Below are 19,744 nucleotides of genomic sequence, written 5' to 3'. Positions count from 1 at the left end.
CAGGAGAAATCGAGAATCATAAAATGTTAAAAGAAATATACATCACAGAAACGAATTGTATCACACCTTTAGGTTTTGATGTCGAATCGAATGTTGAAGCTATTCTTCGTGGCGATTCCGGCATTCAGCTTCATAATGACATTTCTTTGATGCCTAATTCATTTTATGCTTCGATTATTAATGATGAAAAAATAAACAGTGCTTTTTCAAAAATCAGCACTGAAATAAAATATTCCCGTTTAGAGAAAATGATGATTTTGGCTTTAGAACCGATTATCAAAAATTCTGGAGTTGAATTAAATTCGAAAACTGCTTTTATACTTTCTACAACAAAAGGAAATGTTACAGCTTTACAAAATGATTCTGAAGAAAGTTTTAATAACGCACATTTAGATGTTTTAGCAAAAAACATTTCAGATTTCTTCAGATTTAAAACACAACCAATTGTTGTTTCAAATGCCTGCGTCTCTGGAATTTTAGCGGTTTCAATTGCTAAAAGAATGATTCAATCTGAACTTTACGACAATATTTTTGTAATCGCTGGCGATGAAGTTTCAGAATTTGTTTTATCTGGATTTAATGCATTTCAAGCCATGAGCGATCTGCCTTGTAAACCGTATTCTAAAAACAGAACCGGAGTAAGTTTAGGCGAAGCAACAGCAGCAGTTTTAGTTTCGGCGGAAGCCAAAAATGCCAAAATAAAAGTGATTGGCGACAGTTCGATAAACGATGCGAATCATATTTCGGGACCGTCAAGAACAGGTGAAGGTTTGTTTAGAAGTATTCAAAATGCTTTAAAAGAAGCTCAACTCGAAGCCAACAAATTAGATTATATTTCAGCACACGGAACCGCAACTCCCTTTAACGACGAAATGGAAGCGATTGCTTTAAATCGTTTAGGTTTACAAAATGTTCCCGTAAATAGTTTAAAAGGATTTTACGGTCATACATTAGGCGCTTCGGGATTATTGGAAACGGTTATTGCTATTGAATCTGCCAATCAAAATATACTTTTTGAATCAAAAGGTTTTGATGAAATTGGGGTTAGTGAGACTGTAAATGTTATTGAGAAAAATGAAGAAGCGACTATTGAATATTTTTTGAAAACGGCTTCTGGATTTGGCGGTTGTAATACGGCGGTTGTTTTTGAAAAGATAAAATGAGAAATGGAAAATCAAACTAATTGGACTCCTTTTCCAGACGATAATTTACTTGGTTTGACTGATAAAAATCAAATCAATGAATTTGAAGCATCTGGAATTGCTAAAGCAGAACTTTTTACTTTTGAATTAGAAACTGATGTTGATATTTCAACAACACTTGTTTTGGAAATTCATAAAATTGCATTTGAACAACTTTACGATTGGGCTGGAAAATGGAGAATAACAGAAGTTTCTGTTGGACAACTAATTCCACCAAAACCAGTAATGGTTTTACAAGCCATGTATCAGTTTCTAGATAATCTTAATTTTAAAATTTCCATTTCTAAAACTTTAGAAGATCATATTGACTGCTTAGTGTATTCACACTATGAGTTTATAAAAATTCATCCTTTCAATAATGGAAATGGAAGGACTGGAAGGATTTTGATGAATCTTATAGCATTAAAGTTTGGATATCAACCTTTAGAGTTATATCACAGAGAAGGCGAAAGCAGAAAATTTTATATTAGCGCAATGAAAGCTGCTGACAATGGAGATTATAAATTATTAAATCAATTAATTAGTGAAGAATTGATTTCCTTTTAATTCTTTCTCCTTTAAAATGGCATCAACAATTTTGACAACTTTACTCTTAGAAACCTGTTGGTCTTCCAAAGACATTGTAGAGAATACAGTATCAGCAAGCACTTTTGACAAAAAGCTTTTCTGTTTTAATTGCGGATATTTTTCGTAGAATTTCATAACTTGACAAAGTTACAAAAAATAATGACTCAAAATAAAACCAATATACAATCCTACATCACCATCCAAAACAATGAAATTGTTTTGAACGGAACTTCTGTATTCAAAATTGAACCAACAGATTTTGCTGATTTCTCCAAACAATCGTATCGCAATTTTGAAATGCAATATCCAAAATTTTTCAAAATGGATGCTTTGAGTAAACTGGCTTTTTTAGGATCAGAATTGCTTTTGAGTCCAATAACTTCAGAAGAAAAAGAACATAATATCGCTTTGGTTTTAGCAAATAAATCGTCAAGTTTAGATACCGATGTAAAATATCAGGAATCAATTTCAGATAAAGAAAACTATTTTCCGAGTCCGGCGGTTTTCGTTTATACGCTCCCAAATATTTGTCTGGGCGAAATAAGTATCCGTCATCAGCTGAAAAGTGAAAATTCTTTCTTTATATTTGACACCTTTAACACAGAATTTATGTCGAATTATTCAGATATTCTGTTGAATACAAATAAGGCAGATATGGTTTTATGCGGCTGGGTAGAATATTTTAATGACAATTATAAAGCTTTTCTCTGCACAATCAGCGCAGCAGAAAACACAAAATATACAAACGAAACTATCAATACATTATATAATAAATAATCATGGAAGCATTAAAAGAAGAATTGAAAAACAAAATTATTACTACTTTAAACCTTGAAGATATCACAATTGAAGACATTGCTGATAACGATCCTTTGTTTGGAGATGGTTTAGGTTTAGACTCGATTGATGCGCTTGAATTGATCGTGATTTTAGATAAAGATTACGGAATTAAATTAGTAGATCCGAAAGAAGGGAAAACAATTTTCCAGTCTATCGAAACTATGGCGGCGTACATTAGCGCTAACAGAACGAAATAATTTTAGATTTAGACTTCAGATTTTAAATTTCCTATTGGAATCTAAAATCTAACATGTTTTAAAATCCGTCAACTTTGTCAAAGTTTAAAACTTTGACAAAGTTCTAGAATCTAAAATCAAAACTCTAAAATCTAAAATGACAAAAGGTGTTGCAATAACGGGAATGGGAATTATCTCCGCAATCGGGAATTCGGTTGAGGAAAATTATCGTTCGTTAATCGAAAATAAAATCGGGATTTCCCGTATCTCTAATATTTCTACAGTTCATGCAGATGTTATCAAAGTAGGTGAAATCAAAAAAACCAACGATGAACTTATTGCTGAACTGGAATTAAACAGCGATAATAATTTTTCGAGAACCGCTATGATTGGTACTTTGGCAGCAAAACAAGCTGTTGAAAATGCCGGCATTACCTCTATCAACGAATTTAGAACTGGACTTATTTCGGCTACAAGTGTGGGCGGAATGGACATGACGGAAAAACATTATTACGATTATTTCGAAAAGCCTGAATTGGTTAAATATATCACTTGTCACGACGGCGGCGATGTTGCAGATAAAATTGCCGAAGAACTGGGTTTAAAAGGAATGGTTTCGACTATCAGCACGGCTTGTTCCTCTGCTGCAAATTCAATTATGCTGGGTGCAAGATTAATTAAAACCGGAAAATTAGACCGTGTTATTGTTGGCGGAGCCGATGCTTTGTCAAAATTCACCATCAACGGATTTAAGACTTTGATGATTTTATCTGACGATTACAACAAACCTTTCGACAATAACAGAAAAGGATTAAATCTTGGAGAAGCTGCGGCTTTTTTAGTTTTAGAATCGGATGAAATTGTTGCCAAACAAAATAAAAAAGTACTGGCAAGAGTTTCCGGTTACGGAAACGCAAATGATGCTTTTCACCAAACGGCTTCTTCTGAAAATGGAGACGGTGCTTATTTAGCAATGAAAAAAGCTTTTGAAGTTTCGGGTTTAAAACCTTCTCAAATTGATTATATCAACGTTCACGGAACGGCAACTCCAAATAACGATTTATCTGAAGGAAGAGCTTTACGCCGTATTTACGAAGACGAAAAAGTTCCTGATTTTAGTTCAACAAAACCTTTTACGGGACATACTTTAGCGGCAGCAGCGGCAATTGAAGCTGTTTACAGTGTTTTGGCGATTCAGAATAATGTTGTTTATCCTAATTTGAATTTTGAAACGCAGATGGAAGAAATCGATTTGACTCCGCAGACTTCATTAATAACAAAAAATATCGAACACGTTTTATCTAATTCTTTTGGATTTGGAGGAAATTGTTCAACTCTTATATTTTCAAAAAGCTAAAATGAAAAAAACATATATAAATGGAGTAGGCTGTATTTCGACTCAAAAAACATTTGATACTGTTTTTTTAGAAGAAGCCAATGTTAATCATGATGAAAATGTACTGGCGATTGTTTCACCTGCGTACAAAGAATATATTTCGCCAGCTGCAAGCCGCAGAATGGCAAAAGGAGTGAAAAACGGAATTGTAGCTTCGGCTTTGGCAATGAAAGATGCTAATGTCGAAAAAGTTGATGCAATCATTACCGGAACCGGTTTAGGCTGTATCGAAGATTCTGAAAAATTCCTGAAAAGCATTTTAGATAATAAAGAAGAGTTTTTAACGCCAACTTCTTTTATTCAATCTACGCACAATACAGTTGGTGCGCAAATTGCACTTTTACAGCAATGTAAAGGTTATAATTTTACTTATGTAAACGGCGCGGTTTCTTTTGAATCGGCGCTTTTAGATGCTAAAATGCAGATTGAAGAAGATGAAGCCAATTCGATTTTAGTCGGCGGCGTTGATGAAAATGGAGAATACACTACTTCTCTTTTTAAATTAAACGGCCGAATCAAAGCAGATAATACTGCACCTTATGATGTTTTAAATTCTAAAACCAGCGGAGCTGTTTATGGTGAAGGTGCCAGTTTTTTTGTTTTAGAAAACGAAAGAAAAGAAAACACTTACGCTGAACTTTTGGATATTGCAATCGTAAATACGCTGGAAGAAAACGAAATTGAATCTGAAATTAAATCTTTTCTGAAAGTCAATAATTTAGAAATTTCTGATGTTGATGCTTTGGTTTTAGGTTTTGACGGAAATGCTTCTTTCGAAAATTATTATAAAAATCTGGCAGAAAATGCTTTCGCCAAAACTCCTGTTTTATATTACAAACATTTGAGCGGCGAATATGATACGGCTTCGGCTTTTGCTTTTTGGATGGCTTCAAAAATTTTAAAAACTCAGGAAATTCCAGAAATTATAAAAGTAAATTCGGCTGCAAAACCAGCTTATAAAACCATTTTATTGTACAATCAATTAAACGGAAAAAATCATAGTTTTACGTTACTTTCAAAATGATAACGCATAAAAACATCTCGATCTTTTTTATCTTTTTATTGCTTTTAGTTTTTCTTTTGAATCTTTTTATGGCAATAAATCTGTGGTATTTTTTTGCTCTAGTTTTTATCTGGATTGGAATTAATGCTGTTGGTTCTTCGATAATTTCTTCCAATTATCATGTAAAAGCTTTCTGCAATAATCCACTGGAAACAGAGAAAAAAATTGCCTTAACTTTTGACGACGGCCCAAGTGAATTTACTTTGGAAGTTTTAGAACTTCTGAAAAAATACAATGCTAAAGCCACATTTTTCTGCATTGGAAAAAACATTGAAAAGCATCCTGAAATTATTCAAAAAGTTATTGCAGAAGGACATTTGGTTGGAAATCATTCCTATTCTCACTCTAAATTTTTCGATTTTTATCATGAAGATAAAATAACGGAGGAACTTCGCAAAACAGATAAATTACTGGAAAAATATACTTCAAAAAAAATAAACTTCTTTCGTCCGCCTTACGGAGTTACTACGCCTTCGATTCGAAGAGCTTTAAAAATCACCGGACATAAAACAATTGGCTGGAATATTCGTTCTCTTGATGGAGGAACTAAAAATCAGGAATTAATTTTCAATCGAATTATAAAACGTGTTTCTCCGGGCGGAATTGTACTTTTGCACGATAAGGGATCACACTCTGTTTTAGTATTGGAACAGTTTTTGCAATTTTTACAGCAAAATCATTATGAAGTGGTTTCGATTGAAGAATTACTGAATCTTAATGCTTATGAAATTGAACGCGGATAATACGGATTCGCTAAAGCGAAGACGCTGATTAAAACGGATTTTTATTAAATATATAATCTGTGTAAATCATTTTAATCTGTGGCAAAAAAAATTTTAAAGTACAATTTTAAAAAAATATGAAAACTAAAATAGCATTACTAATTCTATTTATTTCAAGCTCATTGTTCGCTCAGGAACAAAAAATGACCGATGCTGAAATTGCTTCTTTTAAACAAGATGTAAATGTTGTGTCCAAAAAAATCAAAACTTTAAGTACTGATTTTGTTCAGTACAAACATTTAGATTTTTTATCAAAAGACATTGAAACTTCTGGAAAAATGGTTTTTAAAGAACCTGCACTTTTGCAATGGCAATATAAAAAACCATATAATTACAGCATTGTTTTCAAGAACGGAAAAATCCTGATTAACGACGAAGGAAAGAAAAGCGCGGTTGATATTGGCAACAGCAAGATCTTTGCCCGAATCAATAAATTAATTATTGGAAGTGTAAGCGGAAATATGTTTGACGATAAAGAATTTACGATTTCGTATTTTAAATTGAAAGGTCAAAACTTAGCGAAATTTATTCCGAAAGATGCGACGCTGAAAAAATACATCAAACAAATCGAACTGACTTTTGACAAGGAAGAAGCAACTGTGGTTCAAGTAAAATTATTAGAATCATCTGAGGATTATACCCGAATTGTACTTAAAAATAAAGTGATCAATGCAAAAATCGACGATTCAGTTTTTACTAATTAATTGTTTTCTGGCAATTGTTTTGGTTTCTTGCGGCTCGGTCACAAAAAACTATACGCCAAAAAAATTAGACAAAACGTCTTATGACGTTCCGTATTTTTCAGATTCAAAAACCGATTATGTTTATAAAACTAATATATCTGTTTACGGAAATGAATTGTCGGGAATTTTCATTGCTAAAAAAATAAACGACATTACGCATCGAATTGTTTTTACAACAGAATTCGGAAATAAATTAATGGATTTTGAAATTTCTGAAAATGATTTTAAAGTCAATTCGATTGTTTCAGAATTAGATCGAAAAATTTTAATTAATACATTAAAAGAAGATTTCCGACTGCTTTTAAAAAAACAATATTTGATTCAGGAACAATTTGAAAACGAATCAAATGATATTTATAAATCGGCAGATGGAAAACGGGACAATTATATTTTTATCTCCAAAAAAGATCAAAAATTAGAAAAGATCGTTCACGCATCTAAAACAAAAGAAAAATTTACGCTGTTTTTCAATTCAGAAAACAATATTTTTGCTGAAAAGATTCAGATAATTCATCAAAATATTAAGCTTAAAATTGAGCTAAATTATTTTAAATCAGAGTAGAAACTTAAACTAACCATAAAATTAAACTAATCAAAAGATGAAAAAAATAACCTTAATTGCATTCGTTTTATTTATCGGTCTTGTAAAATCACAAGCACAGGTAAAAGTTAGTCCCGGCCTTAGAGGCGGTTTGAATATTTCAACATTAACCAATATTGATGATAACAGATCTAAAACAGATTTTTACATTGGTGGACTAGTAGACATTAAATTTAACAAATATTTTTCGCTGCAGCCTGAGATAACGTATTCAAGACAAGGTGATGAAGGAAGATATTTCGAAAACGGCCGTTATTATTCTGAAAAGTATGAATTAAATTACCTAACACTGGGGGCCGTTGCCAAATATCATTTTGGAGGTAAAGGTTTTCATGTTTTAGCCGGTCCATCTTTAGATATAAAAGTTGGTGACAATTACATAAACAGCAATCCTGAAGGTTTTGACCTTGCTATTGTTGGAGGTGTTGGTTATACGTTGCCAAATGGATTGACTTTTGAAGCTAGAATCAAACAAGGTATGATAGATATTTATGGTTATGACGGACTTGATAATAACAATGATGATTACTATTACAATGATGTTATTTTAAATCAGGTTTTCCAAATCGGTATCAGCTATACTTTTAAAGTAAAATAATGTATAAAAAGAAATTAGCGTTTGTCTTATTCGTTTTTTTTGCAATCGTAAAACTGCAAGCCCAAGTCACTTTTACTCCTGGTTTAAGAGCTGGTTTGAGCCTTTCGACCATTTCAGAAACGCATGCTGATTACAAGCCTGATTTTTATGTTGGCGGTTTTGGAGAAATAAACTTATCGAAACGTTATGCGCTTCAGCCCGAAATAAATTATATCAGGCAGGGTTCTAATAATGTTGCCCGAAATTTTTTCGATTCAAATACGCAGACAGAAAGAGTCGTTTATCAGGATTTGCAAATTAGTTATTTGTCGATTGGTTTGATTAACAAATTAAAATTTGGGCAAGGTTTTCAGGTACAGTTTGGTCCTGCTTTAGATGTTCTTTTAGACGACAATTTAGCTTTTAGAAAAACAAATAATGATCTTTCGTTTGTTACTGGTCTTGCTTATAAAATGCCTTCGGGACTTGGATTTGAGATTCGATTTAAAAAAGGTCTTTATGATGTTTTAGACAGCGATTATTATTATAATAATTCTAATAACAATGATTACTTTTTTAGTGATTATAATAGTAATGTCAATTTTCAAATAGGTGTTACCTATTCTTTTAACGTAAAATAAATTATGAATATTAAAAATTTAGCCATTATTGCATTGTTGTTTTTTGCATTTTTAAGCACACAAGCTCAAGTAACTTTTAGACCGGGAATTAACGCCGGAGTTAATATTTCTAAAATAACAGATACTGATCTGGGTAACAAAACAGATTTTTATATAGGTGCTTTTGGAGCTTTAAAACTTGGCAAAGTTTACACGCTGCAGCCTGAATTAACATATTCAAGACAAGGAGGAAAAGGTAATGCAAGTATGGGTACTACCAGCACTTATATTCCGGAAACAAACTCATATGTAACCACTTATGACAGCGGAAGTGTAAATGCTTCATTACAATATATTTCGGCACTTACTATAAATAAATTTAATTTTACGGAAAGTATTTATGCATTGGCTGGGCCTTTTGCCGATATTTTAATTGCTGATGATATTAAAGTAGATCCTAAAAATAAAGAACACAATTTTAATAAAGGTGATGATATCGATTTGGGAATTATTGCCGGGTTAGGATATAGCCTGAAAAATGGAATTGCATTTGAAGCAAGAGTAAAAAAAGGATTTACAAATGCTTTTATAAATTATTACGATGAAAGTGGTGACAGCAATAATTTAGTGTTTCAATTTGGTGCCGCATATACATTCGGAAAATAATAAAAAATTATGGTTTTAAAAGACTTTTACAAAGTCCTTTCAGAGGAGAAAACAGGCGATGCTAAATATAATTTTCGTATATTAGTTAATGCCAATCATGAGGTTTTTAAAGGTCATTTTCCTGGAAACCCAATAATGCCGGGCGTTTGCATGATTCAAATTATTAAAGAACTTGTCGAGTCAATCACAAAAAGTTCCTTGATAATACAAACACTTTCGAATGTAAAATTCATGGCATTAATTAATCCGGAGACCAATCCGGAACTCCGTTTAGAACTTGACATAACAACCACAGAAGATGATTTGGTAAAGGTGAAAAACACCACATATTTTAACGATACCACCGCTTTAAAATTAAGCAATGTGTATAAAAAATTATAATTATGAAATTACTATTGTCATTACTTCTATGGATAAATTTTGCGGGAACTCCAGATTTGGCTTCCATTCGCAAAATGTATACTGATGTTACCAAATCAGAAACCAATTCTAAAGAATTTATCGAAAAACTTTCCGGCGTTTCAAACAACGATGATAAAATTTTAGTGGCTTACAAAGCAGCTTCTATTTTATTAGATTCTAAATTTGAAAGCGTTTTAGGAAGCAAAATTTCCCGTTTTAAAGAAGGCGCAAAGCTTCTGGAATCGACTATAAAAAGCGAGCCTAATAATATCGAAATCAGAATGATTCGATTAAGTATTCAGGAAAATGTTCCCGGAATTACAGGTTATAGAAAAAATATTAAAGAAGATAAAAAATTTATCACAGCACATTATGCCGAGCAAAATGGTGCTTTGAAAGATTATCTAAAAGACTTTGTTTTACAATCAAAAAGTTTCCCTGAAAAGGAAAAACAATTTGTAAAATAAGCTCATGAAAAATTCTCAATGAAACCTATTTTATCAAAGCAGGAATTGCTCGATTCAACTTCTTTTTGTGTTATTGTACCAACATACAATAACCATAAAACATTGAAAAAAGTGTTGGATTCTATTTTAGATTTCACTCAAAATATCATTATTGTCAATGATGGTTCAACAGATGAAACCAACGAAATTTTAAAACAATATTCGCAGTTTACGCAAATTCATCATCCTAAAAATTTAGGAAAAGGAAGGGCGCTGCGAAATGGTTTTAGAAAAGCAATTGAACTCAACTTTGAATACGCCATCACGATAGATTCTGACGGACAACATTTCGCATCAGATATTCCGAGTTTTATTGAGGAAATTCAAAACGAACCGAATTCGCTTTTAATTGGAAGCCGAAACATGACGCAGGAAAATGTTCCTAAGAAAAGCAGTTTCGGAAACAAATTCTCCAATTTCTGGTTTAAGTTTGAAACCGGAATTGAACTTCAGGATACGCAATCCGGTTTTAGATTATATCCTTTAAAATTAATTCCAAAACGATTTTATACCAATAAATTTGAGTTTGAAATCGAAGTGATTGTTCGTTCTGCATGGAAAGGAATTGTGGTAAAAAATATTGCAATTCAGGTTTTGTATGATCCCGCAGAACGTGTTTCGCATTTTCGCCCTTTCAGGGATTTTACCCGAATCAGTATTTTAAATACGGTTTTGGTAACTAATGCTTTGCTGTATATTAAACCTCGCGATTTCTTTCGGCGAGCAAAAAAAAAAGGTTTTAAAAAGTTTTTTCTAGAAGATATTTTAGAAAGCAACGATTCTAATTTCATAAAATCGGCCTCAATTGCTCTGGGAATTTTTATCGGGATTTCGCCTTTTTGGGGATTTCAAACTATACTTCTTTTTACTTTTGCCGCTTTATTCAGGCTCAATAAAGTAATCGCTTTTTTGTCTTCAAATGTGAGTTTTCCGCCTTTTATTCCGCTGGTCATCTACGGTTCTTTAAAAACAGGAAGTCTTTTTATTACGAGCGATGCGCCGTTAATTTTAGATAGTTCGGCCACACTCGACGATATTCAAAAAAACGCTGCACAATATATCGTCGGAAGTCTTATTTTAGCATCCGTTTTAGCACTATCAGCCGGGCTTATAAGTTATTTGCTTTTAAGCGCTTTTAGTTCTAAAAACAAAACGAATATTAAATAAGGTTTTGCCACAGATTATATGGATTAAAATGATTTTTACATCCAGTTTGTCAGGCTGAGCGAAGTCGAAGCCCACGTCCAATTGGAACGCCCTTCGACTTCGCTCAGGGTGACAAACTAAAGCTAAACTTTTAATCTGTGGCAAAAAAACAATAATAAATAATTATGCATCAATACTTTTACGCCATTCATTTATTTGTAAACCGAAGAAAATCTCTCTCGGTTCTATTGGCTGTTTTGATGCTTTTGGTATTTGGATTTTTTGCTTCGCAGATTAAGTTTGAAGAAGACATTACCAAACTTATTCCAACAAACGACAAAGCCGATGCAACCGCAAAAGTTTTAAAACAATTAAACTTTGCCGATAAAACGACCGTTATTTTCAAACTCGAAAAAAATGGTTCTACCGAAGATTTAAAAGAAATAGCCACAGCTTTTTCAGACAGCGTTGCTAAATCTTGTAAACCTTACATAAGCGGAATTCAGGGAAAAGTTGATGAAGAAAATATTCAGGAAACCATCGATTTTGTTTACAACAATCTGCCGCTTTTTCTTGAAGATAAAGATTATGCTGCTATTCAAACTAAACTTCAAAAAGACAGTATTGCAGCAACTGTTCAGGGAAATTACAAATCGATTATTTCACCGTCGGGATTTATTACCAAAGATTTTATTCTGCAGGATCCGCTTGGGATTTCTTTTATCGCTTTAAAAAAATTACAGCAACTAAATATTGGCGACGATTTTACGCTCGACAATGGTTTTGTAATGACAAAGGATAAAAAGAAATTACTGCTTTTTATAACCTCAGATATTTCTTCAAGCGAAACAGAAAAAAACAGCATTTTTGCCGAAAAACTAAAATCAATTCAGGAAAATTTAAACACACAGTTTAAAGGAAAAACTTCTGTAAGTTATTTTGGTTCAGCATTAATTGCGGCCGCAAATGCAAAACAAATTAAAAGCGATATTGTTTTAACGACAACAATCGCAATGATTACGCTGATGCTGATTTTGATTTTGTTTTACAGAAAAATATTGATTCCGTTAATCATTTTCCTTCCAACCGTTTTCGGGGCTTTATTTGCAGTGGCGTTTTTATATTTTGTAAAAGAACAAATCTCAGCCATTTCTCTCGGAATTGGTTCTATTTTATTAGGAATTACGATCGATTATTCGCTTCACATTCTTACACATTATAAGCATAACAGCGACATCAAAACGTTATACAAAGACATTACGATGCCAGTAATTATGAGCAGCTCAACAACTGCCGTTGCCTTTTTATGTCTGCTTTTTGTAAAATCTGATGCGTTGAATGATCTCGGAATTTTCGCCGCCGTAATCGTTATGGCAACCGGAATTTTTTCTCTTTTGATTGTTCCACATTTGTATAAACCAAAAGAAAACAATGTTGAACACAAGAAAAATGCGATCGATAAACTGGCTCATTTTTCATTTCACAAAAATAAATTCTTAATTGGATTTTGTGTTTTAATTACTATCATTTGCTGTTTTACGTATAACAATGTTGGTTTCAATAACGATTTGTCGCAGTTAAATTTTGTTCCGAAAGATATTAAAGCGGCCGAAAAACAATTGGAAGAAAGTACCAGCTTAACTTCAAAAACCATTTATGTTGCGGCTTACGGAAAAAGCATGGAAGAAGTTTTGCAAAACAACAGCAAGCTTTTTGCCGATTTATCCAAAGAAAAACAGCAAGACAAAATATTGAATTTTAGTTCCGTTGGCGGAATTGTGCTTTCTCAGGCAGCACAAAAACAGAAAATCGCAAAATGGAATTCATTTTGGAACTCAGAAAAAAAACAAATTTTAAAATCTCAATTAATTGCAGAAGGTTCAAAACTCGGCTTTAAGCCAAGCACTTATTCTTTGTTTTTTGATCATTTTGATTTTGATTTCAAACCAATTTCTACCGAAGATTATTTAAAAATTCAAGCGTTGCAACTTAAAGAATTCGTAACCGAAAAAAATGGTTTTTACACGATTTCTACTTTGGTAAAAGTTACGCGGGAACAACGCGACAAATTTGTAAAATCGACTTCTGCAAAAGAAAATCTTATTGCGATTGATCGTCAGCAAATGAACGAGACTTTTTTCAGCACTTTAAAAACCGATTTTAATTCGCTTGTCAATTATTCTTTTGTTGCCGTAATTTTAATTCTGTTTTTCTTTTTCCGAAGAATTGAATTGGTGATTGTAAGTTGTATTCCAATTGCTTTAACGGGAATTGTAACAGCCGGAATTATGGGCATTTTTGGCATTCAAATGAATATTTTTAGCATGATTGTCTGCACATTGATTTTTGGTCACGGTGTCGATTTTAGTATTTTCATGACAAGTGCTTTACAGAAAGAATATACAAACGGAAAAAACGAAATTGCCATTTACAGAACGTCAATTATTCTGGCGGTAATAACAACCATTTTAGGAATTGGCGCAATGGTTTTTGCCAAACATCCGGCGCTGCGTTCTATTTCTTCTGTTTCCTTAATTGGGGTTTTTGCGGCGTTAATTATTACGTTCATTTTTTATCCAATTCTGTTTAAATTATTTCTGTCGAATAGACCTAAAAAAGGAAATCCACCATTTCAATTACGCACTTTTCTTTATGGTGTAATGTCGTTTTTCTATTACGGTTTGGGCGGAATTTTAATGTCGTTTTTCAGTTTCACATTAATGCCGATTTTACCGCTTAGCAAAAAAACAAAAATGAAAGGTTTTAGATATGTGGTTTCAAAATACATGAAATCGGTATTATATTCTAACCCATTTATTCGCAAAAAAGTCGTTAACAATTTTAACGAAACGTTTGAAAAACCAGCGGTTATTATTGCCAATCATTCTTCATTTTTAGATATTTTATCAATAGGAATGCTGAGCCCAAAAATTATATTTCTGGTAAGCGACTGGGTTTACAACTCTCCTATTTTTGGCGGCGTTGTTAGAAAAGCGGGTTTTTATCCCGTTTCTGAAGGTTTAGAAGGCGGCGTTGAACATTTACGTAAAAAAGTAAACGAAGGCTATTCTTTAATGGTTTTTCCGGAAGGAACTCGTTCAGAAAATAATGTTGTAAAACGATTCCATAAAGGTGCTTTTTTCCTTGCCGAAGAATTTAAATTAGATATTATTCCGGTTGTCATTCATGGTGCTTCAGAGTTAATTCCTAAAGGCGACTTTGTTATTCATGACGGAAGTTTAACGGTTACCATTTTAGAGAGAATTACTCCTGAAAATACTTCTTTTGGAAATAATTATGCCGAAAGAACAAAACAAATAAGTACCTTTTTTAAAGCAGAACATCGCAAAATTCGTCAGCAGTTAGAAGGCCCGGATTATTTCAAAAAAATGCTGGTTAATAGTTACGATTACAAAGAAATTGAAATTGGCGATGCTGTAAAAAAAGACTTAAAACAGAATCTGGAAACCTATTTCAATTTAAATAAATACATAAATCCTAAAGCTAAAATTTTGCATCTTGGGAACGATTATGGGCAATTAGACGTTTTATTGGCATTGCAGGAACCGCAGCGAAAAATAGTTTCTTTTATAAGTGATGAAGAAAAAGTATTGGTTGCCAAAACAAATTATTTTCTAAAAAAGAGAAAAATATCATATCTGGATTCACTAGATTCTGTAGTTGAAAATCAATATGAAATAGTTTTAATTTCTGATGAAAATTATGCAGGAGATCTTGAAAAAGTGATTGCCGCTTCTTCCATAATTTTAGTTAATTCTTCTAATTTAAAAACTAAATTGGTTGATTCTGGTTTTGCAATTGTTGCAGAAGAAAATGTGATAATTGTATTAAATAAAAAGCAATGAAAGAGCAATACGATGTAGTAATTGTTGGCAGCGGTTTAGGCGGATTGGTTTCGTCTATAATTTTGGCTAAAGAAGGCTACAGCGTTTGTGTGCTCGAAAAGAACAATCAATACGGCGGGAATCTGCAGACTTTTGTTCGCGATAAAACTATTTTTGATACCGGAATTCATTATATCGGAGGTTTAGCCGAAGGTCAAAATTTGTATAAATATTTTAAATATATTGGCATTATTGATCATCTCAATTTAAAAAAATTAGATGAGAATTGTTACGATATGATTTCGTTTGAAGACGATCAAAACGAATATCCACATGCGCAGGGTTATGAAAATTTTGCGGATCAACTAACTGCTTTTTTCCCTGAAGAAAAAGCAAATATTGAAAAATACTGCGAAAAGCTTCAAACCATTTGTGATGCTTTTCCGCTTTATAATTTAAACTGGGAAGGGAAATACGACAACGAAATTCTGGCATTAAATGCAAAAGAAACGATTGAAGAATGTACACAAAATGAAAAACTAAAAGCAGTTCTTGCTGGTTCTAATTTTCTGTATGCGGGCATTCCTGATAAATCGCCTTTTTACGTTCATGCGCTTTCTGTCAACTCTTATATTCAAAGTTCGTGGCGATGCATTAACGGCGGAAGTCAGATTACAAAACAGCTTTTAAAGCAACTTAAAAAATACGGCGGCGAATTTTATAAATACAAAGAAGTTACGCGCTTTAATGTTGAAGATAATAAAGTCGATTTTGTTGAATTAAAAGATGGAATGAAAGTTTTTGGCTCAATGTTTATTTCGAATATTGAACCGAAAACAACGCTAAAAATGGCGGGCGAAGAAAACTTTAGAAAAGCTTTTGTTAATCGTGTTCAAAGTTTGGAAGGCGTAATTTCTGCCTTTAGTTTATATATCGTTTTTAAGCCTCACACTTTTAAATATATCAATCATAATTTCTATCATTTTAAGAAAAGCAGCGAAGTCTGGACGGCACATGAATATGATGAAGATTCGTGGCCAAAAGGTTTTATGGCTTCGATGAACGCTTCAAAAAAAGAGGAAATCTGGGCGGAAGGAATGACGTTTATAACCTACATGAAATATGAAGATGTTACGCCCTGGATTGACACTTTTAATACAACAGCCGAAGAAAGCGATCGCGGTGAAAGTTATGAGGAATTTAAATCGCGAAAAACAGCTAAATTTTTAGCTGAGATTGAAATTAAATTTCCGGGAATAAGGGATTGTATAAAATCAATTCATACTTCTACTCCGCTTTCTTATCGCGATTATATTGGCGGTTACAACGGAAATATGTACGGGTATGTTAAAGATTCCAACAATCCGATGAAAACGCTGATTCCGGCAAAAACCAAATTGGATAATTTATATCTTACAGGTCAAAGTATCAATATGCACGGCGTTTTGGGCGTTACGATTGGTGCCGTTTCGACCTGTTCTGAAATTGTAGGCAAAGAATATTTAGTTACGAAAATCAACTCCGAATCTGAATAGAAATCATGAAAAACCGAATTTTACTTTTCTTCTTTATCGGTTTTTTAATGTTCTTTATTTCTTGCGGAACATCAAAATCAATGCATCATAAACCTGATCTTTCAGCTTATAATGCATCGAAACCAATTGTTGTAAAAAAATCAGATTCAGTATTTATCTCGGGAAAAAATTCTCTTTTAAAAAATAAACAAGGCATTTGGGAATTATACGCCGAAGGCGATCCGCTGGAAATTGGTTTAAACACCGGAGCTTTAACTGATTCTCTTTTAAAAAATCAGCAGCAAATTTTTTTCTCTAAAGTAAAAGATTTTATTCCGTCTGCTTTTCAGCAAAAAATACTCCGCCAGTTTTTAAGATGGTACAATCGAAAATTATATTTGAATGTTCCTGAAGAATATCAAACGGAAATTTATGGCGTTTCTGAATACACTTCGGATGAATTAAATAACATTGCCCCTAAATATCAGCGTGGTTTATACCTTCATGCGGCGCACGATATTGGCCACGCTTTACAAGATTTGGCTTTGGTTGGCTGTTCCTCTTTTGCGGCGTGGAATGAAAAAACGGAAGATGGAAATTTAATCCTCGGACGCAATTTTGATTTTTATGTAAATGACGCTTTCGCGGAAAATAAAATCGTGGCGTTCATCAATCCGAAAGCAGGTTATAAATTTATGATGGTTACCTGGCCGGGAATGATTGGTGCTGTTTCTGGAATGAATCAGGAAGGTTTAACAGTGACGATTAATGCTTCAAAATCTAAAATTCCGCTAATTGCAAAAACGCCAATTTCCATTTTGACACGCGAAATTTTGCAGCACGCCAAAAATATAGACGAAGCCATTTCGATTGCAAAAAAGAGAAAAGTTTTTGTTTCTGAATCAATAATGGTAGGAAGCGCAAACGACAACAAAGCCATTTTGATTGAAGTTTCACCTACAAAAATGGACGTTTACGATGTTCCAAACACCGATCAGTTAATATGTTCGAATCATTTTCAGGGTGATGAATTTAAAAATGATAAACGAAATCAGAAACAAATTATAAACAGTCATTCTGAATATCGCTTTGAAAGAATGCAGGAACTTCTGGCAGAAAATCCAAAAGTAAATCCGGAAATTGCTTCGGAAATTCTTCGAAATAAAAACGGTTTGAAAAATATTCCGCTTGGTTACGGTTCCGAGAAAGCTTTGAACCAATTAATGGCGCATCACGGAATTATTTTTAAACCGAAAGAAAAATTAGTTTGGGTTTCGGCAAATCCGTATCAATTGGGCGAATTTGTTTGTTACGATTTGAATTCTGTTTTTGGCGAAAGAAAAAATGATTCCTTAAATTCTTTTCAAAAAGAAAATTTAAATATTGCCAAAGATCCGTTTTTAGAAACTGCCGCTTTCCGCAATTATAAAAAATTCAAAGTTGAAGATCATAAAATAGATTCGTTTCTTGAAAATAAGGAAACGATTTCTCCAGAATTCATTCAAAACTATCAATCATTAAACCCTGATTATTGGGTTGTATATTATAAGGCAGGATTGTACTTTTACCAAATAAAAGATTTTCAGCAGGCAAAACTTAATTTTGAAAAAGCTTTGACCAAAGAAATTACAACACTGCCTGAAAAAGAAAAAATTGAAAAATATTTAAAAAAAATCAAAAGAAAATTAAAATGATTCCAGCAATAGAAAAAGATTCTTTAGAAGAAATTAAAATTTTTCAAGAAAAAAAACTATCTGAACTTTTACAATATATCAGTCAAAATTCTCCTTTTTATAAAAGACTTTTTGCCGGACAAAATATTGATATCTCAAAAATTAAAACTTTAGAAGATTTACAGCATTTACCTGTTACTACAAAAGAAGATTTACAGCAATATAATGATGATTTTGTATGTGTTCCGCAAAATAAAATTATCGACTACGCTTCGACTTCAGGAACTTTAGGCGATCCCGTAACTTTTGGTTTAACCGATTCTGATTTAGATCGTTTGGCTTATAATGAAGCCATCTCGTTTGCCTGCGCCGGAATTGCTGAAGGTGATGTTGTTCAATTAATGACAACAATTGACAGAAAATTTATGGCTGGTCTGGCTTATTTTCTAGGTCTTCGAAAATTGAAAGTCGGCGTAATTCGTGTTGGCGCCGGAATTCCGGAAATGCAATGGGATTCGATTTTAAAATACAATCCGAGTTATTTAATTACCGTTCCTTCTTTTTTATTGAAGTTAATTGAATATGCCGAAATTCACGGAATCGATTATAATAATTCAAGCATAAAAGGGGCAATTTGCATTGGAGAATCTTTGCGAGATCAGGATTTTTCGATGAATACTTTGTCTAAAAAAATCACGGATAAATGGAATATTAAGTTGTTTTCGACTTATGCTTCTACCGAAATGAGCACGGCTTTTACAGAATGTGAACACGGAAATGGTGGACATCATCATCCGGAATTAATCATCGTTGAAGTTTTGGACGAAAATAATTTACCTGTTAAAGACGGAGAAACGGGTGAACTTACTTTTACTACTTTAGGAATTGAAGCAATGCCGTTATTACGTTTTAAAACCGGAGATATTGTACAGCTTCATAACGAACCTTGCGCCTGCGGAAGGAATACTTTGCGTGTTGGTCCTGTTTTGGGCCGTAAAAAGCAAATGATTAAATATAAAGGAACAACTTTGTATCCGCCAGCGATGAACGATGTTTTAAGCGGATTTGACAATATCGAAAATCATATCATTGAAATCTCTACAAACGATTTAGGCACTGATGAAATCGTGATAAAAATTGCCGTTAAAAATCAAACTCCAGAATTTCTGCAGGAAATTAAAGATCACTTTAGAGCAAAATTGAGAGTAACGCCAAAAATAGAATTTGCTTCAAAAGAAACTTTAAATCCAATGGTTTTTAATCCGATGAGCCGTAAACCAATTCGTTTTTTTGATTACCGAAAAACTACTGTATAAAATTTTTTACCATATAAGTGATATAAGTTCATTTAATTAAAGTGTTGTTCTGCGCAATCTTTTAAATGAACTTATATCACTTATGTGGTTTATTTTCAGCTTCTTGAAT

Annotated in this window: 20 protein-coding genes; 19 read left to right on the top strand and 1 reads right to left on the bottom strand. The window is 32.9% G+C overall.

The genetic code is table 11. The annotated features are described in order from the left end of the window. The first annotated feature begins 23 nt into the window (after positions 1 to 23). Both B3C18_RS16625 and B3C18_RS16620 read left to right on the top strand, forming a co-directional pair. The gene (locus B3C18_RS16625; protein WP_291149067.1) at positions 24 to 1,163 is read left to right on the top strand and encodes a beta-ketoacyl-[acyl-carrier-protein] synthase family protein; all 1,140 of its coding nucleotides are present in this window, start codon (positions 24 to 26) and stop codon (positions 1,161 to 1,163) included. Positions 1,164 to 1,166: 3 nt separating this feature from the next. Further along, on the top strand, positions 1,167 to 1,748 hold the full coding sequence (locus tag B3C18_RS16620; RefSeq protein ID WP_291149064.1) for a Fic/DOC family protein: 582 nt from the start codon (positions 1,167 to 1,169) through the stop codon (positions 1,746 to 1,748). Here B3C18_RS16620 and B3C18_RS16615 read toward each other — a convergent pair. Then, complete coding sequence (locus B3C18_RS16615; protein ID WP_291149061.1) at positions 1,719 to 1,904, bottom strand: hypothetical protein; 186 nt, start codon at positions 1,902 to 1,904, stop codon at positions 1,719 to 1,721. The genes B3C18_RS16620 and B3C18_RS16615 overlap by 30 nt on opposite strands. Positions 1,905 to 1,928: 24 nt before the next feature. Between B3C18_RS16615 and B3C18_RS16610 the strand changes: the two genes are divergently transcribed. The 17 genes from B3C18_RS16610 (at position 1,929) to B3C18_RS16530 (ending at position 19,635) form a co-directional block, all read left to right on the top strand. Then, entirely contained in the window at positions 1,929 to 2,546 is a 618-nt protein-coding gene (locus B3C18_RS16610) for a 3-oxoacyl-ACP synthase (RefSeq protein WP_291149058.1), read from the top strand. Between the two features lie 2 nt (positions 2,547 to 2,548). Next, the gene (locus tag B3C18_RS16605; RefSeq protein WP_012023174.1) at positions 2,549 to 2,806 is read left to right on the top strand and encodes a phosphopantetheine-binding protein; all 258 of its coding nucleotides are present in this window, start codon (positions 2,549 to 2,551) and stop codon (positions 2,804 to 2,806) included. A gap of 136 nt (positions 2,807 to 2,942) precedes the next feature. Next, a complete protein-coding gene (locus B3C18_RS16600; protein WP_291149053.1) occupies positions 2,943 to 4,142 on the top strand; it encodes a beta-ketoacyl-[acyl-carrier-protein] synthase family protein in 1,200 nt (399 codons plus the stop codon). Position 4,143: 1 nt separating this feature from the next. Continuing rightward, entirely contained in the window at positions 4,144 to 5,205 is a 1,062-nt protein-coding gene (locus tag B3C18_RS16595; protein WP_291149050.1) for a beta-ketoacyl synthase N-terminal-like domain-containing protein, read from the top strand. Positions 5,206 to 5,273: 68 nt separating this feature from the next. Beyond that, positions 5,274 to 5,987: a polysaccharide deacetylase family protein gene (locus tag B3C18_RS16590; RefSeq protein WP_291149048.1), complete on the top strand. Its 714-nt coding sequence runs from the start codon at positions 5,274 to 5,276 to the stop codon at positions 5,985 to 5,987. Between the two features lie 116 nt (positions 5,988 to 6,103). Then, positions 6,104 to 6,730 (top strand): outer membrane lipoprotein carrier protein LolA, encoded by a 627-nt coding sequence (locus B3C18_RS16585; protein WP_291149046.1) that lies wholly within the window; start codon positions 6,104 to 6,106, stop codon positions 6,728 to 6,730. Next, positions 6,696 to 7,331, top strand: coding sequence for a hypothetical protein (locus B3C18_RS16580; RefSeq protein ID WP_291149043.1), 636 nt, complete (start codon positions 6,696 to 6,698; stop codon positions 7,329 to 7,331). Before B3C18_RS16585 ends, B3C18_RS16580 begins: the two co-directional genes overlap by 35 nt. A 37-nt stretch (positions 7,332 to 7,368) precedes the next feature. After that, positions 7,369 to 7,968: a porin family protein gene (locus tag B3C18_RS16575; protein ID WP_291149040.1), complete on the top strand. Its 600-nt coding sequence runs from the start codon at positions 7,369 to 7,371 to the stop codon at positions 7,966 to 7,968. Beyond that, positions 7,968 to 8,588, top strand: coding sequence for an outer membrane beta-barrel protein (locus B3C18_RS16570; RefSeq protein WP_291149037.1), 621 nt, complete (start codon positions 7,968 to 7,970; stop codon positions 8,586 to 8,588). The genes B3C18_RS16575 and B3C18_RS16570 overlap by 1 nt, the downstream gene beginning before the upstream one ends. A 3-nt stretch (positions 8,589 to 8,591) precedes the next feature. Further along, positions 8,592 to 9,233 (top strand): outer membrane beta-barrel protein, encoded by a 642-nt coding sequence (locus B3C18_RS16565; protein ID WP_291149034.1) that lies wholly within the window; start codon positions 8,592 to 8,594, stop codon positions 9,231 to 9,233. A 9-nt stretch (positions 9,234 to 9,242) separates the two neighbouring features. Next, a complete protein-coding gene (locus B3C18_RS16560) occupies positions 9,243 to 9,614 on the top strand; it encodes a 3-hydroxyacyl-ACP dehydratase (RefSeq protein ID WP_056207124.1) in 372 nt (123 codons plus the stop codon). A 2-nt stretch (positions 9,615 to 9,616) separates the two neighbouring features. Continuing rightward, entirely contained in the window at positions 9,617 to 10,102 is a 486-nt protein-coding gene (locus tag B3C18_RS16555) for a hypothetical protein (protein ID WP_291149028.1), read from the top strand. A gap of 18 nt (positions 10,103 to 10,120) precedes the next feature. Then, complete coding sequence (locus tag B3C18_RS16550; RefSeq protein WP_291149026.1) at positions 10,121 to 11,308, top strand: DUF2062 domain-containing protein; 1,188 nt, start codon at positions 10,121 to 10,123, stop codon at positions 11,306 to 11,308. A gap of 164 nt (positions 11,309 to 11,472) precedes the next feature. Continuing rightward, complete coding sequence (locus B3C18_RS16545) at positions 11,473 to 15,153, top strand: 1-acyl-sn-glycerol-3-phosphate acyltransferase (protein WP_291149024.1); 3,681 nt, start codon at positions 11,473 to 11,475, stop codon at positions 15,151 to 15,153. Beyond that, complete coding sequence (locus B3C18_RS16540) at positions 15,150 to 16,667, top strand: phytoene desaturase family protein (protein ID WP_291149021.1); 1,518 nt, start codon at positions 15,150 to 15,152, stop codon at positions 16,665 to 16,667. Before B3C18_RS16545 ends, B3C18_RS16540 begins: the two co-directional genes overlap by 4 nt. Positions 16,668 to 16,672: 5 nt before the next feature. Beyond that, positions 16,673 to 18,340 (top strand): C45 family autoproteolytic acyltransferase/hydolase, encoded by a 1,668-nt coding sequence (locus tag B3C18_RS16535; RefSeq protein WP_291149018.1) that lies wholly within the window; start codon positions 16,673 to 16,675, stop codon positions 18,338 to 18,340. Beyond that, complete coding sequence (locus B3C18_RS16530; protein WP_291149014.1) at positions 18,337 to 19,635, top strand: phenylacetate--CoA ligase family protein; 1,299 nt, start codon at positions 18,337 to 18,339, stop codon at positions 19,633 to 19,635. The genes B3C18_RS16535 and B3C18_RS16530 overlap by 4 nt, the downstream gene beginning before the upstream one ends. Positions 19,636 to 19,744 lie beyond the last annotated feature (109 nt).

It is taken from the genome of Flavobacterium sp. UBA7680, from assembly GCF_002482975.1.
GTDB lineage: Bacteria > Bacteroidota > Bacteroidia > Flavobacteriales > Flavobacteriaceae > Flavobacterium.
This window is presented reverse-complemented; position numbering and strand designations above follow the sequence as displayed.

What these genes read in the sequence shown, in the direction of transcription:
- B3C18_RS16625 (WP_291149067.1), top strand. Translation starts at nt 24, where the DNA reads ATGTTAAAAGAAATATACATCACAGAAACGAATTGTATCACACCTTTA.
- B3C18_RS16620 (WP_291149064.1), top strand. Translation starts at nt 1,167, where the DNA reads ATGGAAAATCAAACTAATTGGACTCCTTTTCCAGACGATAATTTACTT.
- B3C18_RS16615 (WP_291149061.1), bottom strand. Translation starts at nt 1,904, where the DNA reads ATGAAATTCTACGAAAAATATCCGCAATTAAAACAGAAAAGCTTTTTG.
- B3C18_RS16610 (WP_291149058.1), top strand. Translation starts at nt 1,929, where the DNA reads ATGACTCAAAATAAAACCAATATACAATCCTACATCACCATCCAAAAC.
- B3C18_RS16605 (WP_012023174.1), top strand. Translation starts at nt 2,549, where the DNA reads ATGGAAGCATTAAAAGAAGAATTGAAAAACAAAATTATTACTACTTTA.
- B3C18_RS16600 (WP_291149053.1), top strand. Translation starts at nt 2,943, where the DNA reads ATGACAAAAGGTGTTGCAATAACGGGAATGGGAATTATCTCCGCAATC.
- B3C18_RS16595 (WP_291149050.1), top strand. Translation starts at nt 4,144, where the DNA reads ATGAAAAAAACATATATAAATGGAGTAGGCTGTATTTCGACTCAAAAA.
- B3C18_RS16590 (WP_291149048.1), top strand. Translation starts at nt 5,274, where the DNA reads ATGGCAATAAATCTGTGGTATTTTTTTGCTCTAGTTTTTATCTGGATT.
- B3C18_RS16585 (WP_291149046.1), top strand. Translation starts at nt 6,104, where the DNA reads ATGAAAACTAAAATAGCATTACTAATTCTATTTATTTCAAGCTCATTG.
- B3C18_RS16580 (WP_291149043.1), top strand. Translation starts at nt 6,696, where the DNA reads ATGCAAAAATCGACGATTCAGTTTTTACTAATTAATTGTTTTCTGGCA.
- B3C18_RS16575 (WP_291149040.1), top strand. Translation starts at nt 7,369, where the DNA reads ATGAAAAAAATAACCTTAATTGCATTCGTTTTATTTATCGGTCTTGTA.
- B3C18_RS16570 (WP_291149037.1), top strand. Translation starts at nt 7,968, where the DNA reads ATGTATAAAAAGAAATTAGCGTTTGTCTTATTCGTTTTTTTTGCAATC.
- B3C18_RS16565 (WP_291149034.1), top strand. Translation starts at nt 8,592, where the DNA reads ATGAATATTAAAAATTTAGCCATTATTGCATTGTTGTTTTTTGCATTT.
- B3C18_RS16560 (WP_056207124.1), top strand. Translation starts at nt 9,243, where the DNA reads ATGGTTTTAAAAGACTTTTACAAAGTCCTTTCAGAGGAGAAAACAGGC.
- B3C18_RS16555 (WP_291149028.1), top strand. Translation starts at nt 9,617, where the DNA reads ATGAAATTACTATTGTCATTACTTCTATGGATAAATTTTGCGGGAACT.
- B3C18_RS16550 (WP_291149026.1), top strand. Translation starts at nt 10,121, where the DNA reads ATGAAACCTATTTTATCAAAGCAGGAATTGCTCGATTCAACTTCTTTT.
- B3C18_RS16545 (WP_291149024.1), top strand. Translation starts at nt 11,473, where the DNA reads ATGCATCAATACTTTTACGCCATTCATTTATTTGTAAACCGAAGAAAA.
- B3C18_RS16540 (WP_291149021.1), top strand. Translation starts at nt 15,150, where the DNA reads ATGAAAGAGCAATACGATGTAGTAATTGTTGGCAGCGGTTTAGGCGGA.
- B3C18_RS16535 (WP_291149018.1), top strand. Translation starts at nt 16,673, where the DNA reads ATGAAAAACCGAATTTTACTTTTCTTCTTTATCGGTTTTTTAATGTTC.
- B3C18_RS16530 (WP_291149014.1), top strand. Translation starts at nt 18,337, where the DNA reads ATGATTCCAGCAATAGAAAAAGATTCTTTAGAAGAAATTAAAATTTTT.